The sequence below is a fragment of the Trichocoleus desertorum AS-A10 genome (assembly GCF_039962155.1).
In the GTDB taxonomy this organism is placed as follows: Bacteria; Cyanobacteriota; Cyanobacteriia; order FACHB-46; family FACHB-46; genus Trichocoleus.
Window position 1 is genome coordinate 22,131 of the sequence record NZ_JAMPKN010000009.1, and the last position, 16,895, is coordinate 39,025.

Annotated in this window: 20 protein-coding genes; 8 read left to right on the forward strand and 12 right to left on the reverse strand. The window is 50.7% G+C overall.

What is annotated here, in order from left to right; genetic code table 11:
* The first annotated feature begins 59 nt into the window (after positions 1–59).
* Positions 60–611, forward strand: coding sequence for an FHA domain-containing protein (locus NDA01_RS13970; RefSeq protein ID WP_190441114.1), 552 nt, complete (start codon positions 60–62; stop codon positions 609–611).
* Positions 612–809: 198 nt separating this feature from the next.
* Here NDA01_RS13970 and NDA01_RS13975 read toward each other — a convergent pair whose 3' ends face one another.
* From NDA01_RS13975 to NDA01_RS13990, 4 genes are all read right to left on the reverse strand, one after another.
* Positions 810–2,831 carry a ribonuclease catalytic domain-containing protein gene (locus NDA01_RS13975; protein ID WP_348228411.1) on the reverse strand — a complete coding sequence of 674 codons (2,022 nt, stop codon included), beginning with the start codon at positions 2,829–2,831 and terminating at the stop codon, positions 810–812.
* A 211-nt stretch (positions 2,832–3,042) separates the two neighbouring features.
* Complete coding sequence (gene rpsR, locus NDA01_RS13980) at positions 3,043–3,258, reverse strand: 30S ribosomal protein S18 (protein WP_190441120.1); 216 nt, start codon at positions 3,256–3,258, stop codon at positions 3,043–3,045.
* A 104-nt stretch (positions 3,259–3,362) separates the two neighbouring features.
* Positions 3,363–3,551: a 50S ribosomal protein L33 gene (rpmG, locus tag NDA01_RS13985; protein WP_190441123.1), complete on the reverse strand. Its 189-nt coding sequence runs from the start codon at positions 3,549–3,551 to the stop codon at positions 3,363–3,365.
* 39 nt (positions 3,552–3,590) lie between these two features.
* The gene (locus NDA01_RS13990; RefSeq protein ID WP_190554454.1) at positions 3,591–4,139 is read right to left on the reverse strand and encodes an RDD family protein; all 549 of its coding nucleotides are present in this window, start codon (positions 4,137–4,139) and stop codon (positions 3,591–3,593) included.
* Positions 4,140–4,329: 190 nt separating this feature from the next.
* Here NDA01_RS13990 and NDA01_RS13995 point away from each other — a divergent pair, with 190 nt between their 5' ends.
* Positions 4,330–5,580 (forward strand): molybdopterin molybdotransferase MoeA, encoded by a 1,251-nt coding sequence (locus NDA01_RS13995; protein WP_348228412.1) that lies wholly within the window; start codon positions 4,330–4,332, stop codon positions 5,578–5,580.
* A gap of 51 nt (positions 5,581–5,631) precedes the next feature.
* On the opposite strand, the gene NDA01_RS14000 is transcribed toward NDA01_RS13995, so the two are convergent.
* Positions 5,632–5,778, reverse strand: a complete 147-nt coding sequence (locus NDA01_RS14000) for a hypothetical protein (protein WP_190554456.1) — start codon at positions 5,776–5,778, stop codon at positions 5,632–5,634.
* Positions 5,779–5,870: 92 nt separating this feature from the next.
* Between NDA01_RS14000 and NDA01_RS14005 the strand changes: the two genes are divergently transcribed.
* Positions 5,871–7,019 carry a Gfo/Idh/MocA family protein gene (locus tag NDA01_RS14005; protein WP_190554457.1) on the forward strand — a complete coding sequence of 383 codons (1,149 nt, stop codon included), beginning with the start codon at positions 5,871–5,873 and terminating at the stop codon, positions 7,017–7,019.
* Positions 7,020–7,032: 13 nt separating this feature from the next.
* Here the strand turns inward: NDA01_RS14005 and dprA are convergent, their stop codons facing one another.
* The 3 genes from dprA to NDA01_RS14020 form a co-directional block, all read right to left on the reverse strand.
* Complete coding sequence (dprA, locus tag NDA01_RS14010; protein WP_348228413.1) at positions 7,033–8,172, reverse strand: DNA-processing protein DprA; 1,140 nt, start codon at positions 8,170–8,172, stop codon at positions 7,033–7,035.
* A 101-nt stretch (positions 8,173–8,273) separates the two neighbouring features.
* Entirely contained in the window at positions 8,274–8,951 is a 678-nt protein-coding gene (locus NDA01_RS14015; RefSeq protein WP_348228414.1) for a YdcF family protein, read from the reverse strand.
* 32 nt (positions 8,952–8,983) lie between these two features.
* Positions 8,984–10,531 carry a phytoene desaturase family protein gene (locus NDA01_RS14020; protein WP_348228415.1) on the reverse strand — a complete coding sequence of 516 codons (1,548 nt, stop codon included), beginning with the start codon at positions 10,529–10,531 and terminating at the stop codon, positions 8,984–8,986.
* Between the two features lie 98 nt (positions 10,532–10,629).
* Here NDA01_RS14020 and NDA01_RS14025 point away from each other — a divergent pair, with 98 nt between their 5' ends.
* Positions 10,630–10,854: a hypothetical protein gene (locus NDA01_RS14025; RefSeq protein ID WP_190554461.1), complete on the forward strand. Its 225-nt coding sequence runs from the start codon at positions 10,630–10,632 to the stop codon at positions 10,852–10,854.
* A gap of 9 nt (positions 10,855–10,863) precedes the next feature.
* On the opposite strand, the gene NDA01_RS14030 is transcribed toward NDA01_RS14025, so the two are convergent.
* The 3 genes from NDA01_RS14030 to NDA01_RS14040 all read right to left on the reverse strand — a co-directional run bounded on the left by NDA01_RS14030 (position 10,864) and on the right by NDA01_RS14040 (position 13,050).
* The gene (locus NDA01_RS14030; protein ID WP_348228416.1) at positions 10,864–11,526 is read right to left on the reverse strand and encodes a DUF2301 domain-containing membrane protein; all 663 of its coding nucleotides are present in this window, start codon (positions 11,524–11,526) and stop codon (positions 10,864–10,866) included.
* An 83-nt stretch (positions 11,527–11,609) separates the two neighbouring features.
* Positions 11,610–12,434 carry an SAM hydrolase/SAM-dependent halogenase family protein gene (locus tag NDA01_RS14035; protein WP_348228417.1) on the reverse strand — a complete coding sequence of 275 codons (825 nt, stop codon included), beginning with the start codon at positions 12,432–12,434 and terminating at the stop codon, positions 11,610–11,612.
* An 85-nt stretch (positions 12,435–12,519) separates the two neighbouring features.
* Entirely contained in the window at positions 12,520–13,050 is a 531-nt protein-coding gene (locus NDA01_RS14040; RefSeq protein WP_348228418.1) for a TrmH family RNA methyltransferase, read from the reverse strand.
* Positions 13,051–13,168: 118 nt separating this feature from the next.
* Between NDA01_RS14040 and pirA the strand changes: the two genes are divergently transcribed.
* Positions 13,169–13,324: an arginine synthesis PII-interacting regulator PirA gene (pirA, locus tag NDA01_RS14045; protein WP_190441166.1), complete on the forward strand. Its 156-nt coding sequence runs from the start codon at positions 13,169–13,171 to the stop codon at positions 13,322–13,324.
* 522 nt (positions 13,325–13,846) lie between these two features.
* A complete protein-coding gene (locus tag NDA01_RS14050) occupies positions 13,847–14,512 on the forward strand; it encodes a DUF1361 domain-containing protein (RefSeq protein ID WP_190431932.1) in 666 nt (221 codons plus the stop codon).
* 1 nt (position 14,513) lies between these two features.
* Here the strand turns inward: NDA01_RS14050 and NDA01_RS14055 are convergent, their stop codons facing one another.
* Positions 14,514–15,374 carry a sugar phosphate nucleotidyltransferase gene (locus NDA01_RS14055; protein ID WP_348228419.1) on the reverse strand — a complete coding sequence of 287 codons (861 nt, stop codon included), beginning with the start codon at positions 15,372–15,374 and terminating at the stop codon, positions 14,514–14,516.
* Between the two features lie 219 nt (positions 15,375–15,593).
* Between NDA01_RS14055 and NDA01_RS14060 the strand changes: the two genes are divergently transcribed.
* Entirely contained in the window at positions 15,594–16,448 is an 855-nt protein-coding gene (locus NDA01_RS14060) for a hypothetical protein (RefSeq protein ID WP_348228420.1), read from the forward strand.
* A gap of 168 nt (positions 16,449–16,616) precedes the next feature.
* Positions 16,617–16,853, forward strand: a complete 237-nt coding sequence (locus tag NDA01_RS14065; RefSeq protein ID WP_190431930.1) for a hypothetical protein — start codon at positions 16,617–16,619, stop codon at positions 16,851–16,853.
* The last annotated feature ends 42 nt before the right edge of the window (positions 16,854–16,895 follow it).

Below are 16,895 nucleotides of genomic sequence, written 5' to 3' on the forward strand. Positions count from 1 at the left end.
CTAGCGATTCAGCTGATTGTGTCTAGCGCAAACCAACAGTCGTTTTTCTAATAGGTATCATGTCGAACCTGAAGCCAAATAGCAGTTCTGGTTATGTAACCCTGAATGCTTTGAAACAAAACCCTGCTCTCTCTCGTTTGATGTTTACGACTCAACCCACGAGTGCGGAGCAGATGGCAACGATTATTGAACCTATTCTGCAAGCTCCCCAACGTTGTAGTATTACTCCGCTATACATTCAGGCGATCGCGACTGCGGAAACCACCATTTTGGCGACAAATCTTGGTTCCCCCCAAGAACTTCAGGTGACTGAAAAGGCTGCTAATTGGTTGATTGGGCGCAATGCTACCTGTGCCATTACAGTTGCTCATCGCTCAGTCTCCCGTTGTCATGCCGTGATTGGCTACTATCCCAGCCGCGATTTTTATATTGCGGATGTGGGCAGTAGTAACGGCACTTGGGTAAATCGTCGTCGCTTAGCCCATCTAGAGCGCCACCTGTTGCAAGATGGCGACTTGATTCAGCTAGGCTCTCTTTGTGTAGAGTTTTTTGTAGCTACGGGCGATCGCTTAGCACCTGAAGGCAATGAAGCCACAGCTACCCATCATTAAAGATTCGGATTAAGCTTTGTTTAGCCAACCGGGTCTACCTGTTTTTCTTGAGATACGTTTCCAACTCCATCACGCCCTCCTCTTCTGAATTGAAAGGAGGGTTTTTCATTGGGCCTGCCCAACGGAACAAGCTTGAACTAAAAGGAGAGTTGTCTCATCGGGTTTGATCAACCTTGCAAGTGCTCAGCTCAGGAAAAGCTAGGAAGCCGCAGGCTGTGCTTCGCGATCGAGCAGTTGTTGAAACTGGATTGTGTCTTGGCGCGGATCAGCGTAAGTGACCTTAACTTCCATGCGATCGCCTGGAGATGCTGCTTTGGTCAGCCGAATCGCCAATTCCAGCCCTAAGTCTTCTAGCAAAATCAGCGCTAAGTTTTCGTGCTCTCGCAGCCAGCGCAACACCAAAGCTTGCCATACTTCATGGGTATGACGACGCAGGTATTCCAAGCCCCAATAGCGGTTGGTTTGCCGCTCTACCGCAGTTGCTTCTTGAGCTACAGCACCCACGCTCATCAACAACTCTTTCATCTCATCTGCCGAGAATGGTAGCGGTGTGCCTCGTAGATGAGCCTTGATCTGGAAATGCGCCAGCAAATCTGTATAGCGCCGAATCGGTGAAGTGACCTGAGTATAAGTGTCTAGGCCCAGGCTGGCATGTCGGGCTGGGGTAATGCTCATTTCACTGCGGGGCATACAGCGACGAATCGCGCAGGAGCGCACAGGGCCAGCAGGCAGTTGCAATAACTCTTCTTCGGGCGGTAGCTCTGGCTGAGTTTGGTTGCGGAAGGGAATTGCTAAGTTATGCGCCTGACCGTAGCGGGCCGCCACTTCTCCAGCCAAAATCATCATTTCAGCCACGAGTTGCCGCGACTGAGAAACTTCTAAGACTTCAATCGTAATCTCGTCATCGTGGACCTTGATGGAAGATTCTGGCATGTTGATGCTGATAGCACCTTGAGAGTGCCGCCAGGTCTGCCGCCGCTTGGCCCAGCTTGCGATCGCCTGGAGTTCAGATTCACCTAGAACTCCCAACTCCAACATCTCATCGACATCTTCGTAGGTGAGGCGATAAGTGGGCTTAATCAAGCTAGTTTGAATTTGGTAGTCTGCGATCGCCCCGGATTCATCCAGAATCACTCCAAAACTCAGGGCGTAACAGATTTTCCCCTGAATCAAGCTCATGGGGCCTGTTGCCAGTTCCGGCGGAAACATCGGGATGATGCCAGTTGGCAGATAAATGGTGGTGCTACGTCGGCGTGCTTCTAGATCTAGATCGTCTCCAGGCACAATCCAGCGCGTTGGATCAGCAATGTGAATCCAGAGCTTTTGACGGCCATCTTCCAAGTATTCCAAGCTGACGCCATCGTCAATCTCTCGCGTACTCTCATCGTCAATGGTGTAGACTTTTAGACCCGACAGATCAAGCCGTCCCTCGACATCGAGATCGGGGGGTGGAGACTCTAAGCAACGTTTTGCGACTTCCAGCACTTTGGTAGAAAATTGAGTGGGGATTTGACTGCGGCGTACAAACAGATTTTCGTGGACGCTCCACAACCCTAAATCCACCAAGAGTTGGAAACCAGCTTGAGGAGTTTCAGGTCTTCCGAGAGCAGCCAAAGTTTCTAGGGCTGGCATCCGGTGAGAAGCTTCTTCTCCTAAGGTAGCAAACCGCTCTAGGGCTTCGAGGCGACCGCGATCGCTGTTCTGCCATTCTACGGCTTGATCCGTTAAGGCTTGCTGGATTCGAGTCAAAAATTCTTGCCATTCCCGCTGCTTTTGACCCGCCACTGTTAGCTGGTGCTTCAACTCCGCAACCTGAGTCGCTGAGCGAGGCTCGTAGTGGTCTCCCTTCTGCTTAAAGTAGAGCTTGTCTTCTGAGAGTAAATAATGAGCGGCATAGCACAGAGGCGGACTCTGGTCTGAGAACAGTAACAAAGCCATGCCAGCGGGATCAACCGCCTCACTGTCTTCCACCAACAGTTCCCAAGCCACCTCTAGACTAGAGGGGTCAAGATAAGCCTCCACTTCCTTCAGAAATTGAGGGATTTCCGACGGCTTGTAACTTTGGCCTGTAACGGTGTAGGTGACTTGCCGAGGATGAAGGGTGTAAGACTGGCCACGTTCATCCAACACGATCCAGTGCTTTTTACCCTCTGGACGTTCTAGAACTGCCAGCCGACGATCGCTATGCAGTCGAAATTCAACGAGAGTTCCCTTCTCCACCAGCTTTTGCTAACCCCAGTATGGCTTTTGCGGTTTACTGATCAGCGCGCTCTATTCAGCTAACTATGGAGCCTTAGCCGATTGAGTCGGAGTGTCTTTGTCCTGCCCATGCGAAATTGCACCCACGTCTATAGTAAGGCGGGTTGGTATCACCTGACAGAAACTTTAGACCCAATTTTATCGAAAAACCCCTCCGAGGGGAGAGGTAAATTTAACCTTCTTGATTCACAAAAGGCAGCAAAGCGATGAGGCGAGCTCGTTTGATCGCCACGGTTAGATCGCGCTGTTGCTTTGCAGTCAAACCAGTGATCCGCCGAGGCAGAATCTTGCCACGCTCAGTGATGAACTTGCGGAGCAAATCCACATCTTTGTAATCAATGGGTTCTTCGGGCTTGATGGGGGAAACGCGACGGCGGAAGTAAGTCATAGCAATTGTTTGTGAGTCAAAAATCTTCAGAAAAACAGCGGACCAGAAACTAATAGAGCCTTGAATCCAGAAAAATAATCTTTCGAGGATTTCCAGACAGCAATCTATTTGATTTCTTTATGAGACGTGTGCTTGTTGCAGTGGGTGCAGAACTTGTTGAGTTCCAACCGAGCAGTGGTGTTGCGACGGTTCTTGGTGGTGGTGTACCGAGAGACTCCTGCCGAACGCTTTGCAGCGTTGGTACGGCACTCAGTGCACTCCAGCGTAATGATAATACGGACGCCCTTAGCCATAGTTCCAGCCGTTCAAAAATGCGAATTAGACACAATCTCTTATTTTTTCACACGACGACTCACTTCGGCAAGTAATCGCTTCACCTTTAAGTCTAAAGAGTAACCTCGGCTGGTTTGGATCACGCTAGTCTTTGCCAAGCGATCGTGCAGAGATTGTTGGTTGAGGGAGTCGGCGATCGCCAGCCCCAAGTCCAAGGCCAAGGGCAGGACTAGCAACACAATCCACCCTTCTCGAATCAAGCGCCAGCTACTCAACCCCAGGGCGACAAATAGAGCACTAGCCCCCAAATAAGCTTCTCGTTTCAGCAAGGCTAATAAATCAGCCGAGCGCAGCGCTTTGGGATCAATCACCTTAATATCGAAAACCCATCGCCCCAGACTTTGACCCTGGTTGCGATAGGGAAGGAAAACTCGGAGGGCCAACCAGGCGATTAAGAAAAGCAGCGATCGCAGTAATTGCACCATGCCACCACTGCCAAGCACCAAAGAACCAGCGAACCAAGCACAGAAAAAGTCCAACGTGAAAGCCACGGCACGTCGCCAAATTGGCGCTTTAGGAAGGCGAGCTGCTACAAGGTCACTGCGCATATATTGTGAGCGTTCCGGGATAAAGCGTGAAGTTGGGCGGATTCTGTCTAAATCATGAGTACGAACTGCTGAAACCTCACCGTCCTATAGGGGTGATATTCAGCTGGGCGCAGCTACTTAAAACGTATCATTCTGCTGATTGCTAACGAGCGGTAAACTAACAAACAAGTTCCAAGAGAAAATCCGGACCATGCTGCCCGTTAAGCAAGCAGAAGCGCTAATTCTCAGCTTAGTTAACCCCTTATCGCCCGCCCAAGATACAGAAGTTTTAGACTTACTGTCTGCGTCCCAGCGGATTTTGGCAGCAGCGGTTACGAGTGCGCTTGATTTTCCTCACTGGGACAATTCAGCGATGGATGGCTATGCAGTGCGCTTTGCCGATGTGCAGTCCTGCAAGGCTGAGCAACCTGCAACGCTAGATATTGTGGAAGAAATTCCTGCAGGGTATCAACCGCAGCAAACGATTCAGCCTGGGCAAGCCGCCCGGATTCTGACTGGAGCCATGATGCCAGCGGGAGCCGATACTGTTGTGATGCAAGAGCGCACCCAGCGTCAAGGCGATCGCGTCACGATTTTGGAAGCTCCAGAATTTCAAGCTTTTGTACGGCAGCGAGCCACTTTTTACCAAGCGGGCACCCTCCTTCTGCAACCAGGTATTCAGCTGAATGCGCCCGAAATTGCGGTGTTAGCAGCAGCTCAGTGTGCTCAAGTCAGCGTTTACCGCCGTCCCCGGGTTGCTATCCTCTCGACTGGTAGTGAATTGGTTGCCCCAGACCAACCTTTGCAACCTGGGCAAATTGTGGACTCGAACCAGTACGCTTTAGCCGCGTTGGTGCAGCAGCTAGGAGCAGAACCATTGCTGCTAGGGGTGATTCCAGATGAACCGGAAGCTTTAAAGTCAGCGATCGCTCAAGCCACGGCCACTGCCGATGTCGTGCTTTCCTCCGGCGGTGTTTCCGTCGGTGACTATGACTACGTCGATGAGATCTTGGCAACACTGGGAGCCGAAATCCACATTCGAGCCGTAGCCATCAAACCAGGCAAACCTTTGACAGTGGCAACTTTTGCTGCACCCCAAGCACCCCAAGCACGCTCGGTTTTGTACTTCGGGCTACCTGGTAATCCCGTTTCGGCTTTAGTTACTTTCTGGCGCTTCGTTCAACCCGCTATCCGCAAACTATCAGGATTAGCTCAAGGCTGGGAACCGACGTTTATTAAAGCCCGCACCCAGCAAGATTTACGCTCCGATGGCAAGCGAGAGAGCTATCTCTGGGGATATCTGCAATTGGTGGATGGTGACTACGAATTTCGTCTAGCAGGAGGCAGCCATAGCTCTGGCAACCTGATCAACCTGGCCCAAACCAATGGCTTAGCGATGTTACCTGTAGGTCAAACCGCGATCGCCACAGGCACAGAAATACTCGTCATGCAAGTCGATTGAATCAAAAATCGATTCACTTCCAGCACCAACTTCTAGCAATCACTTCGAGCCTCATACAATTAAACTCGTCTGGAGGAGGTCTGGAGGACGCAGCCATCCTTCAGCGGGGGTTTGGGGCAAGCGCCCCCAAGGGTTTGGTTCTGATAAGATGGTCGGTTGGTAATCGATGCGCGCGGCGCTAAACGCACATTGAATCATGAGTATTAGCTGTTAGTGCGCGCCGAACACACCCTACATTCCTACAAAAAACACCTCCCCCTTTAGCCACTACCTTCAGCACCTACTTGTCTATGGTTTCCGCCAACGTGAACCCCACCTCCGCAAAACCTCGCTCGCGATCGCAAATTGGTGTTGCAATTATTGGCACAGGTTTTGGGCAGAAAGTTCACATTCCAGGGTTTCAAGCCCACGATCGCACCCAAGTCGTGGCAGTGTATCACCGGGATCTAGCCCAAGCCAGAGCGATCGCCGAAGCCCACCAAATTCCCCATGCTTGTAGCAGCGTCGAAGAAATTGCCGCTTTGCCAGAAGTGCAAGCCGTCAGCATTTCTACACCCCCATTTTTGCACTACGACATGGCTCAAACCGTATTGCAAGCAGGCAAACACATCCTGCTAGAAAAGCCGACGACCCTCTCCGCCACAGAAGCCAAACACCTATATCATCTAGCAGCCAGCAAGCAAGCGATCGCAGCCCTCGATTTTGAATTTCGCTGTGTCCCCGCTTGGCAACGCTTGGCTGAGCTGCTAGCCGAAGGTTATGTCGGTGAACCTCGCTTGATCAAAATTGACTGGCTGGTTTCCAGTCGAGCCGATGCCACCCGCCCCTGGAATTGGTATGCCCAGCGAGAAAAAGGAGGCGGTGCTTTAGGCGCGATCGGTTCCCATGCCTTTGATTACATTGCTTGGCTGTTCGGTCCCATCCAACGCCTATCGGCTCGGCTTAGTACTTCTATCCCGGCACGTCCTGATCCTAGTACCGGAGAGCAGAAAACGGTCGATGCCGACGACACCTGCATGCTGATGCTAGAGCTAGCCAACGGTACACCTTGCCAGGTATGCCTCAGCTCCGTCACCTATCAAGGTCGTGGGCACTGTGTAGAAGTGTATGGCGATCGCGGCACTTTGGTTTTAGGCAGCAACAACCAAAAAGATTACGTGCATGGATTCCAACTCTGGGCCAGCCAAGGCGGACAACCCCTAAGCTTGGTAGAGATTCCCAAGCGCCTAGAGTTTCCTAAAACTTACCTGGATGGTCGAATTGCGCCGTTTATGGGAGTGGTCGATCGCTGGGTACAAGGGATTGATCAACGAGCCGCGATCGCCCCTTCCTTGCGCGAAGGTGTTTACTCACAATTGCTGATGGACTTAACCCATCAATCCCACACCACAGGAACTTGGGTAGAAGTGCCCGATTTAGAGCAATTCTTAGCAAGTTAAGCTTGGGTTTACCTTAGGAAAGCTGGTAACGCATCCCAGGTGCTTGCGACACCAAACCCAGTAATTCCAACTGAAGCAGCGCACTGGAAACTGCTGCTGCTGCTAGCCCTACCTGCTGCACAATCAGATCAAAAGCTGTAGGCTCAGCCGTTAACGCCTGCAAAACGGTTTGCAACTCTGGCGCTAAATTTGGAATTAAGGCATGGCTCGAATGGCTAGGAGCAGCCTTGGCGCTTGGGGCTGCTGACGCTACCACCTGTAGACGTGGCATTGTACCGAGCATCTCTAGCAGATGGATTTCGCTCAAAATTGCTTGGGCTCCCACGCTTAGCAGTTTCAAGCAACCCATCGAGCGAGGATTGTCTAGCGAACCAGGCAGCACGTAGACATCGCGGCCATAATCATTCGCCAGATGAGCCGTAATTAAAGCGCCGGATTTACCGGGTGCTTCCATTACCAAAACTGCACGACTCAACCCTGCAATGATACGATTGCGCCGGGGAAAATGGCTGCGATCGGGTTGTGTCCCAGCGGGATATTCGCTCACTAGCAAACCCTGCTCGGCAATTTGGTCGTAAAGCTTTTGGTTCTTCCAGGGATAGACCATATCTACCCCAGTCCCTAGGACCGCGATCGTGTAGCCGCTTACATCTAGACAACTTTGATGGGCTTCAGTGTCGATGCCGTAAGCCAAGCCCGAAACCACTGTGAAGTTTTGGTGAGCTAAAGAGGAGCTGAGTTTGCGTGCCCAACGCCGCCCATAGTCCGAAGGGTCACGGGTACCCACGATCGCGATCGCCGGGGTGGTTGCTTGTTGCTCCTGAGGCTGAACTTGACCTTTGTAATACAGGGCAGGCGGAGGATCTGGGATTTCTAGCAGCAACTGAGGATAGCCCGGATCGGCTGGGGTCCAGAAGCAAGGATTTTCCCGCTCATGGGTTTCTAGCAACTGCTCTGGATGAATTTTGGCTCGCGCTGCCACCATCACTTCGAGGGTTTGGGGTCCAATGCCGTCCACAGCCCCCAGCTCTTTTGGGCTTGCTTCCCAAGCAGCTTCTAAAGTTTGGAAGTGCTGTTGGAGCCGTTTAAGCAAAATGGGACCAATACCTGGAATGCGGGACCAAGCTAACCACAGTGCGCGTTCTGAAAACAATCATTCACCCTCAAGTCGGCGGATCTCAGTATGCCCCAATTTTGGCTTAATGCTGACTCTGCCTAGCGCCAATCCGCTCAATTTCAAGCTGAGTCTACGTTCTAAGTTTTCCAGCTCACAAACCGAGCATACAAATAGGCGATGACTTCAGAAATAACAGTGCGAACTCCCTCGCTCGATCGCCACCAATGTTCTACATCATAAGCTCGTGGCTCAACGGCGATCGCACCCACATGCACCGTTGGGGCCAATGCTTGCCGAAAAACCAGCCAACTACGACGAGTATGAGTGCCCAAAGTGAAGAGATTCACGTCTGTGATCCGTAAACCCGATGCGGACAACCACTTCCGCAAGGTAACGGCTGAGGTGTAGGTGCGGTCCTTCTCAACTTTGGGAGTTGGGACAGCAACCAATTGCTTGGGATCGAATCCTAAAGCTAGAAATGTGGCGGCTGTCAGCTCTGCAAAGTTTTTATATTCCGCCAGATAGTAACCTCTGGATAACGGGGTGCCTGTGGTAATGAGTTTTTCGTAGGAGCCGCGCTGATATTCCGCGATCGCCTCTTCTACGGCATAGTCTGGCAACCAACCTTCTACAACTAGAATATTGGCTGGGATTGGAGCGGTGACCGCAAGGAAAGGATGGATATTAGCGATCGCCCAACCAAGCATCATCAGCAAGCTCAAGAAGATAACAGCCCAACCTTGCAGAGTTGGCAGCCACACTTCTCGCCGCTGGATTAACTGAATTCTGAACTTCAATCTTTTTTTTGGCTGCATTAGAAACTAATTCTTGCTAGGGCGATCGCTCACTACTTTAGACAACCAATATCCTTCAACATGGCTAACTGCTGCTGGACAGGAGCGAGCGTATTAGCAGCGATCATGCCACTGGCTGCAACGGCGGGTAAGCCAATGCCAGGAAAAGTAGAATCTCCACAGCACAATAGTCTTGGCAAAGGTGTACTCGGTCCTGGAAATAAGCTGTCTCCGGCGGAGATGGCGGGACCATAAGAACCTCGATAACGCCGCAGATAGCGCTCGTGAGTGAGCGGGGTGCCCACCAAGGAGACTTGGCAGCGGGAGCGGATATCAGGAATGATACGTTCCAACGCTTGCCACATCACCTCTGCTCGTTGCTCCTTTTGTTGGGCATAGGCTTCACTGCGCCGATCCAAGCCTTGCCACAAATCATAAGGTTCATTCCCAGGAGTATAGACATGAATCGTATGTTTTCCGGTAGGGGCCAGGGAAGGATCAAGCAGAGAGGGAATGGAAACAAGAACTACATTTTGAGGAGCGGTGACTCCCATCTCCCAATCATTCACCACAATGTAGTGACAAGCCAAATCCGAGCGAAGTTCAGTAGCATCAATACCCAGATGGAGATGCATAAAACTATCGCAAGCTGGCGTAGATTGCCGCTGAGCTTGAAAACGCTGAGGCAAAGCTCCTGCGGGTAGTAACTTGAGCGTATCCCAAATAGAAGCATTCGAGATCACCGCTCGTTTAGCACGAATCTCCTTACCACCTCGCAAACGCACTCCGACTGCGCGATCGCCCGCTACTAAAACTTGCTCTACATGAGCATTTAACAGCAACTTTCCTCTCTGTTTCTGCAATCCTCGCACTAAGGCATCTACCAAGGCTCCGCTGCCTCCGATGGGATAGTCGAGCGTTACTTCTGGTCGATACCAATCGGCAAACATAAACGCCATCTCCGCTGCACTGGTTCCACTGGCAGGTAACCCAGAGAGGAGAAAACATAACAGATCGAGCCAATTGCGGACAAACGGATCTGTGACCACACCCTCCATGACTCGACTAAACGAGCCAGTCAGCTTCGGGATATGACCAACATGTTGCAAAAGGGAGGGAGCAAAACACCCCATAGTCAAGGCAGCACCGAAATCAAGACGGACGGCGGCTGGAGGAATTGCGATCGCCGCTCTCCCTAGAGGAGCCATGACCCGCTGTAATTCTCGCCATTCGGATACCGCAGTTTCCCCTCGAAGTTTAGCTAAAACCTCACAGAACTGATCCGCACCAACAGTAGTATCAAAATCGCCCTCAGGGAGACAGCAACCCCACGTATTGTAGGTAGCACAGGGCAGCTCTTCACCAATGGCATCCAACACTTGACGGAGAGGGTTAGCAGAAGGACTGTAGGACAAACCAGAGTAGAGCGAGGGGCCAGAGTCAAACTTGAACCCTTGATACTCAAACCCGTGAGCCGCACCACCCGGAATCGCATGGCTTTCACAAACCGCCACCTCAAAGCCATAGCGAGCTAGGAGCGCCGCACAGCTCAACCCCCCAATGCCACTCCCAATTACAACTACATCCACTACATCCGTCACGGTGTCACTCAATAATCGAATAAGTCTTCAGATAGGGGGTAGATTACCATCTGCTGATTATGCTGAGCACATCAGTTGTTGCTTGAGAAGCTACCCCGATGAACTCCGCAGACAATCACCAAAATTCCAGTGATACACCTGATCAAGCGGTCAACCTCAACACCAAGCAGATGGACGATGGTAGCGACGCTGATCTAGATGATTTACAGATCACTGATGACAACGTTGTTTATAACGAACGTCTCCTCAACAGCCCAGCCGTCATGCCAGAGATGCCAGGGCAGCGAAGAGACGCAGATGCAGAGAGCAAAGAACAAGTTTAACCAGTGATCCTAATTTCCAGCTTTCGCCAACCGCTCTTGATGAAGATAGTCAAACACAGACTTATCCCCGATGTCAGGTGGAATCGCTTGGATCACTTTGCGGCAAGCAAACACGAGAAACAGTGCTGTCCACAGAGCTAGTAGTACCTGTTCTCCCTGAGGCGGCAGAATGCCTACCATATGCCCTAGCAGCAAAATAGGAAGTAGCGGAGTCAAAATCTTCGTCTCAGCTCGATTAAAGCAAAAAGCTTCCTTGAAAAAGATCCCCGTCAAAGCTGCAAAAGTGAAGCCAACACCCAACAAACTTAAGGGATGATTGTAAACGAAACTCGCTAGCGGTTCATCTGCTTGTAGAGCAAACGCGATCGCACTGAGGCTCCCGATCGCCCAGAACGCTTGCAAAGCTCGATGCAGCGGCGCTAGATAGATATGAATCGTGAGTAAACTAACGCCCAAGGCCAGTGAAAAGCCAGCATACAGCACAGTCAACCACGACATCACACCTGGCTCATTGCCAAAACGCAACACCAAACCAGCCCCAAGGGCGAAACAACCAGCCGCCACCGCCAGCCCCGCGCGATAAATTATCACACCCTGGCGATCGCCCTCTGTAATCGTAAATTCCCCAAACTGCCCCTGATAAACTTCCGGTTCCAACTGCGAAGTCGTCATTTCCTCTCCTCCCTCTATCAAAAACCTTAAAACACCAACAAGAGCCACCCTTTTGGAGGGGGTCTGGGGGACGCAACCGTCCCTCAGCGGGGGTTTGGGGGCAAGCGCCCCCAAGCATTTGGTTTTAGCAGCACCTCAACTGCATCTCCAACATGCAATTTCAAACTAGCCTCAGCACTTCCCCCATTCACCGCAACTTCAACCCATCCATGACTTCCTACTAATGCTAACAACGTCCCAGCAGGGCGATCGCTGTAGCTAGACACCCCCATAATTTCCGTCTCACCAATCACAACCGTCCAAACCTGCTCTACCACCGCACTTTCAGGAATATTCGTAATTAAATTACCAAAGCGATCGCAATACTGCACCGAACCCCCAATCCTGTCACCCTCAGACTGATAACTCAGAATCGGCAACTGCACCAAACTTTGCAGATCAACCACTGGCCCCAACTCCCGCAACGCCACCCCACTCGCCAAATGAGCCCCCACAGGCGCAAAAATATCACGACCATGAAACGTCGCACTCAGTTGCCCCGATCGCCAGAATCGAGCATTCGTTAACTCCACTGCCGCGATCGCCCGCTGCTGACTCAAAACCCCACTAAACAACCCATTATCTGGCCCCACCAAAAACCCATCCTCCAACTCAATCGCGATCGCCCGCCTTGTACTTCCCACCCCCGGATCAACCACCGCCACATGCACCGTTCCAGGCGGAAAGTAAGGATAAGCATTCATCAAACAAAACCGAGCCGCCACTACATCCTGAGGCGGAACCTGATGCGTCAAATCAATCACTCGCACCTCAGGATTAACCTGAGCGATCGCCCCCTTCATCACCCCCACATAAACATCACTCAAACCAAAATCAGTTAACAGAGTAATTAAATGAGGTTGTGGCATAAAAATTACCTTCTGGAGGAGGTCTGGAGGACGGCTGCGTCCTCCAGCGGGGGTTCGGGGCGAGTGCCCCCGATGGCTCGGTTCATTAACTCAACTCAGATAAAGGATACTGCCGCCCATACTCATAAATCGCGATCGCCGCCGCAGTCTGCACATTCAAAGACTCAACCATGCCAAACTGAGGAATCGCGATCGCCACATCACAAAGATTTGCAATCTCCGCTGGAATCCCCGTCAGCTCACGCCCCAACACCAACACCGCTCGCCTAGGAAAACTGAACTCAGACAAAGGCACCGCATCAGCCCTTAAATCCAGCGCGATCGCAGAATAACCCGCCTGCTGTTGAGCTGCAATCCAAGCAGGCAAAGCTGAGATCGAACAAGCTTCTAAAGGTTGCCAATGGTGAGCTGAAACAGCCAAATTCCTAAACGCCAAATTCTGGGTCAGGGCTAAATCTGCCACCACCACCGACCCCACTCGAAACGCCTCCGCAGTGCGACACAGCCCACCTAGGTTAGCGGGATTCTGCACCAAACTGGCACAAACCACCAAATCTTGTCGGGGCAATTGGGCATAGCGATCGCGAGCAATCGAGGGTCGCTGAGGCAGAGACATGGGCATAATTTCACAAGGCGATCTTAAATTTTTGGTAATGGACGTTACAGACTGCGAGCTGGGAATGTTAACTTAGAGATCAGTTAAAAGCATAATCAAGCAGAAAAAACAGTCCGTCATGAACAAAAATCATCGAGAAGCCGCAACCAGAACCGTACAAGCTCATCGGGAAAACATCCAGAGAAGCCTGCAACACCGCCTAGAAGTTGCTAGAGCCAACGGAGACGAAAATCTAGTTCGCATGTTGGAAGCCGAAGCCAACTACCTCCGCTAATCATTCACTCATTAGGTTAGGGATTGGATATTGATTGCAAGGCCAGCGATCGCCTAAACTATGCTTCGATTTGCTGGCCCGCCTGCTTTAGTATTTCATTGCTCAAGAGTTACCCTTCAAGCTTGCTAAAGAAAATCCCTCAAGAATCCAACCCGTTAATTGGGCGATTTTTGAGGGATTTTTTTAGGAGTTAGAAATCAACCGCTCCCCGACACCACACGTAGGATTTGCTTAATACTTCATCCACCGATTACGTAGCGTTATCAGGAGCTTTCTTGCTTGACGTTAAACTTTAGGTTTTTAGTTCCCCAATACCTGAAATTTATCCGATGCGACTTAATTTGGACCGGGTTCTAAAAGCGTTTGCCCCTGAAGCTGAGTTGGATGACGCAAACCTACTTCCATTTTAGGCTTTATCTTGACGGTGAGTGAAAACCTGCGGCTAGTATGAAGAAGCGATCGCCCCTAATTGCGCATTTCAGGGCAAGTTATCGCTGCTGATTCGTTCTTGATTGAATGCTTATGAAAGCAGAACTGCTCAACTGGATTCTGTTTGCTGGCAAGGTTTTACACCGTAACAGTGATTGGATGGCTTGGAACTTATTCCTAGCTCTTATCCCGTTAGGATTGAGCGTTTGGCTATTTCGTAGAAGTCGGCAGCCCTCCATTCTTTGGTGGTTGGGTTTGTTGGTATTTGTCGCCTTTCTACCCAACGCTCCCTACGTTCTGACTGACATCATTCATCTAATTTACGACATTCGCGAAGGATTTTCCGAGTGGATTGTCACTCTCGTCCTAGTACCGCAGTATATGTTGTTTATTCTGGCGGGATTTCAAGCTTATGTCCTATCGCTGATCAACTTGGGCCATTACCTCAACCAACGACAACGGCATCGCTATGTGCTTTGGGCAGAATTGGTTCTGCATGCGTTGAGTGCGCTCGGCATCTACCTAGGGCGATTCTTGCGTTTTAACAGTTGGGATTTAGTCACACGCCTAGACTCCGTAGCAGACAAAGTCGTAGATGATTTAGTAGCTAAGCGTCCTGCCCTCGTAATGTTCGTCACATTCATCGTTATTACTGGCTTGTACTGGCTGATGAAGGAGGTGACGTTGGGCCTGATTTTGCGGAAGCGCTATCGTAGAACCTTTGAATCGACCTCTGAAGCTGATCCTGGGTCCAGCTAGTTCAAACTTCCGGAGCTAAACCAATCTCAGGATCTAAGCGTGCGTAATCCTGCACCGCTTTAACCAGATTTTCGGGGGTGCCAATGTCGAGGTATACCCCTGCCTCAAACACCTCTGCTTCGACTCGCAACCCTGCTGTAATTCCCGCTTGAATCACATCCCCGATCGCGAGTTCTTGGGGCGATCGGGGTCCTAAATTTTGGGCCTTGGCTGCTTCGATTTCCTTGAGGTAGTCATGGAGAAACTGAGTGAACGTTGGATTCCAGACCGCGATCGCCCACATATATTGCAAAGTAGTTTGACTCGGTTTCTCAATAATCAGCTGCACTTGCCCGGATGAGTCAAAATCAACCATGCCTGCCTTCTGGGGTTGGTCGGTAGGAAACAAGCCCAAAACTACATCAGCTTCAGTTTGGGCCTGCCGTCGTAACAAATGAGTAAACGCATCTTCGGGCCAAAACAGAATATCTGGAAACCCCAGTGCCACGATCGCGTTTTGGACAAACGGATAAGCTTGGTCCAGGGTATAAGGTACTCCATAGGGCAACCCCATGAGTAAGTAGCCCAAGTGCATCTGTAGCATTGAGCCATCACCAAAATAAGCGGGAATGTCCCACTTGCCCGACCGCAGAATGAAATAAGCCTGAGCAATCCCCGCTTGCTGCAACCGCTCTAGCAAATATTGGCTCACCACTTTGGGCCGCACACTTCTTCCGGATGCTACCGCTTGAAATCCAATCGGATATAACTCTTTGCTGAGCGGAAGCGGTGAAATCCGCGTTGCCTGACCGCCCGCAGGAAGTAATCCGATGATGGGTGGTGAGGAGGTGGCTGGCAAGGCAATGAAGTCAGATTGTGGCATGGGTTTAGATGCGGAATTGAATCTGCGGTCATTGAAGTTGTGGGAGCGATCGCCCTCTCTATATTCCCGATATTCCCGGCTAAGTACAAAACTCCTAAGGCTGGCAGAGGCTGGCAGTTGCTGTCCATTGCTATAGCTGTGAATCCTGGGAATCCTATAGGGTGAAGAATTTTACCTACTTCTAGCAGATTACTCAAATTAGGCGGCAAAACTAAAACGATGAAGAACTTGCTCAATGCTGGTGTGAGTCCAGGATTAGTCTGGTTAGCTCTACTCAGCATTATCTTGCTGCCAGCTCCCGCCACGGCTACCAGCAAAACGGCTCAAGCAGGCAACGTGAAAGCAGAACTTGCTTACCAAAAAGCCAACACGGAATTTACTCAGTTTAATGACCTACGCCTAAAAATCACCCGTGGTGGAAAAACACTGCTTGATCAACCCTTGCCAGATAGTGAAGGGAATTGGCCTCTAGTGGCTTTAGGGACAGATTGGGCCAAAGAAAACGCTCAGGCTGCCTTTCAAGTGCGCGACTTAGATGGCAACCAAGAGCCAGAAGTGTTAATCGATCTGTTTACAGGTGGAGCGCACTGTTGCACCTACTCGCTGATCTACCGTTACAACCCCAACTCTCGAAAGTACAGTTACGATCGCTTTGAGTGGGGCAATGGGGGGTACCAACTGCAAGACTTGGACAAGAACGGAGTACCAGAGTTTAACGGGCGCAATGATGCCTTTGCTTATGCTTTTGGTAGCTACGCTGCCTCTGGCTACCCACTCCAGATTTGGCAATATCGGCAAGGCAAAATGGTGGATGTAACTCGCCAGTACCCCAAGCTCATTCATAACGATGCCTATTTCTGGTGGCAAACCTTTGTCGAACGACAGAATGATGATGTGGAGTATGGGAAAGGGGCGCTGGCTGCCTACTTAGCTGATAAATACTTGCTCGGCCAAGAACAAGATGGCTGGCAAAAAGTCCAAAAAGCTTACAAAGGGCCCGATCGCCAGCAGTACTTTACCGAATTACGTCGTTTTCTGCGGCAAACTGGCTATATTTCGGGTAAACCCCGCTAATCTTGACCGTGAAGCCGAATTGTAATCAGTTATACCGAAACAGATTATTTTTAGTTCAGATTTCCTCTCGAATTAGTCATAGGGGCACTCATACCCAATGATAGAAAACCTTTGCAAAGCTAAGGACTAATCTTGTGACATAAGGTCTTTATTTAAGAGAGTGTAAATATGACAACTGATCCTCGTGATAACAGACCAGAAAACGATCGCTTTGATCCTGAAGATAATCCGGGCACCCAAACTCATGTACCCACCACAGACGAGGGAGATACACCCTTAGATGAGCGGTATCGGATGACTAGTCAGCGCTCTGATTCTGATCCTAGCTCCGGTGCCGAACCCGAAGATCCAGGCGCTCCGGTGGAAGTGATTGGTGGCCCGAATCAGGGAACTGAGGTTCGCTAAAACAATTCCTGGACCTAGGAAATGTTGGATAAGATGAATTAC

What these genes read in the sequence shown, in the direction of transcription:
- NDA01_RS14050 (WP_190431932.1), top strand. Translation starts at nt 13,847, where the DNA reads ATGAAAGCAGAACTGCTCAACTGGATTCTGTTTGCTGGCAAGGTTTTA.
- rpmG (WP_190441123.1), bottom strand. Translation starts at nt 3,551, where the DNA reads ATGGCTAAGGGCGTCCGTATTATCATTACGCTGGAGTGCACTGAGTGC.
- pirA (WP_190441166.1), top strand. Translation starts at nt 13,169, where the DNA reads ATGAACAAAAATCATCGAGAAGCCGCAACCAGAACCGTACAAGCTCAT.
- NDA01_RS14005 (WP_190554457.1), top strand. Translation starts at nt 5,871, where the DNA reads ATGGTTTCCGCCAACGTGAACCCCACCTCCGCAAAACCTCGCTCGCGA.
- NDA01_RS13970 (WP_190441114.1), top strand. Translation starts at nt 60, where the DNA reads ATGTCGAACCTGAAGCCAAATAGCAGTTCTGGTTATGTAACCCTGAAT.
- NDA01_RS14030 (WP_348228416.1), bottom strand. Translation starts at nt 11,526, where the DNA reads ATGACGACTTCGCAGTTGGAACCGGAAGTTTATCAGGGGCAGTTTGGG.
- NDA01_RS14055 (WP_348228419.1), bottom strand. Translation starts at nt 15,374, where the DNA reads ATGCCACAATCTGACTTCATTGCCTTGCCAGCCACCTCCTCACCACCC.
- NDA01_RS13995 (WP_348228412.1), top strand. Translation starts at nt 4,330, where the DNA reads ATGCTGCCCGTTAAGCAAGCAGAAGCGCTAATTCTCAGCTTAGTTAAC.
- NDA01_RS14025 (WP_190554461.1), top strand. Translation starts at nt 10,630, where the DNA reads ATGAACTCCGCAGACAATCACCAAAATTCCAGTGATACACCTGATCAA.
- NDA01_RS14015 (WP_348228414.1), bottom strand. Translation starts at nt 8,951, where the DNA reads ATGCAGCCAAAAAAAAGATTGAAGTTCAGAATTCAGTTAATCCAGCGG.
- NDA01_RS13990 (WP_190554454.1), bottom strand. Translation starts at nt 4,139, where the DNA reads ATGCGCAGTGACCTTGTAGCAGCTCGCCTTCCTAAAGCGCCAATTTGG.
- NDA01_RS14060 (WP_348228420.1), top strand. Translation starts at nt 15,594, where the DNA reads ATGAAGAACTTGCTCAATGCTGGTGTGAGTCCAGGATTAGTCTGGTTA.
- NDA01_RS14000 (WP_190554456.1), bottom strand. Translation starts at nt 5,778, where the DNA reads ATGATTCAATGTGCGTTTAGCGCCGCGCGCATCGATTACCAACCGACC.
- NDA01_RS14040 (WP_348228418.1), bottom strand. Translation starts at nt 13,050, where the DNA reads ATGTCTCTGCCTCAGCGACCCTCGATTGCTCGCGATCGCTATGCCCAA.
- NDA01_RS14065 (WP_190431930.1), top strand. Translation starts at nt 16,617, where the DNA reads ATGACAACTGATCCTCGTGATAACAGACCAGAAAACGATCGCTTTGAT.
- NDA01_RS14035 (WP_348228417.1), bottom strand. Translation starts at nt 12,434, where the DNA reads ATGCCACAACCTCATTTAATTACTCTGTTAACTGATTTTGGTTTGAGT.
- rpsR (WP_190441120.1), bottom strand. Translation starts at nt 3,258, where the DNA reads ATGACTTACTTCCGCCGTCGCGTTTCCCCCATCAAGCCCGAAGAACCC.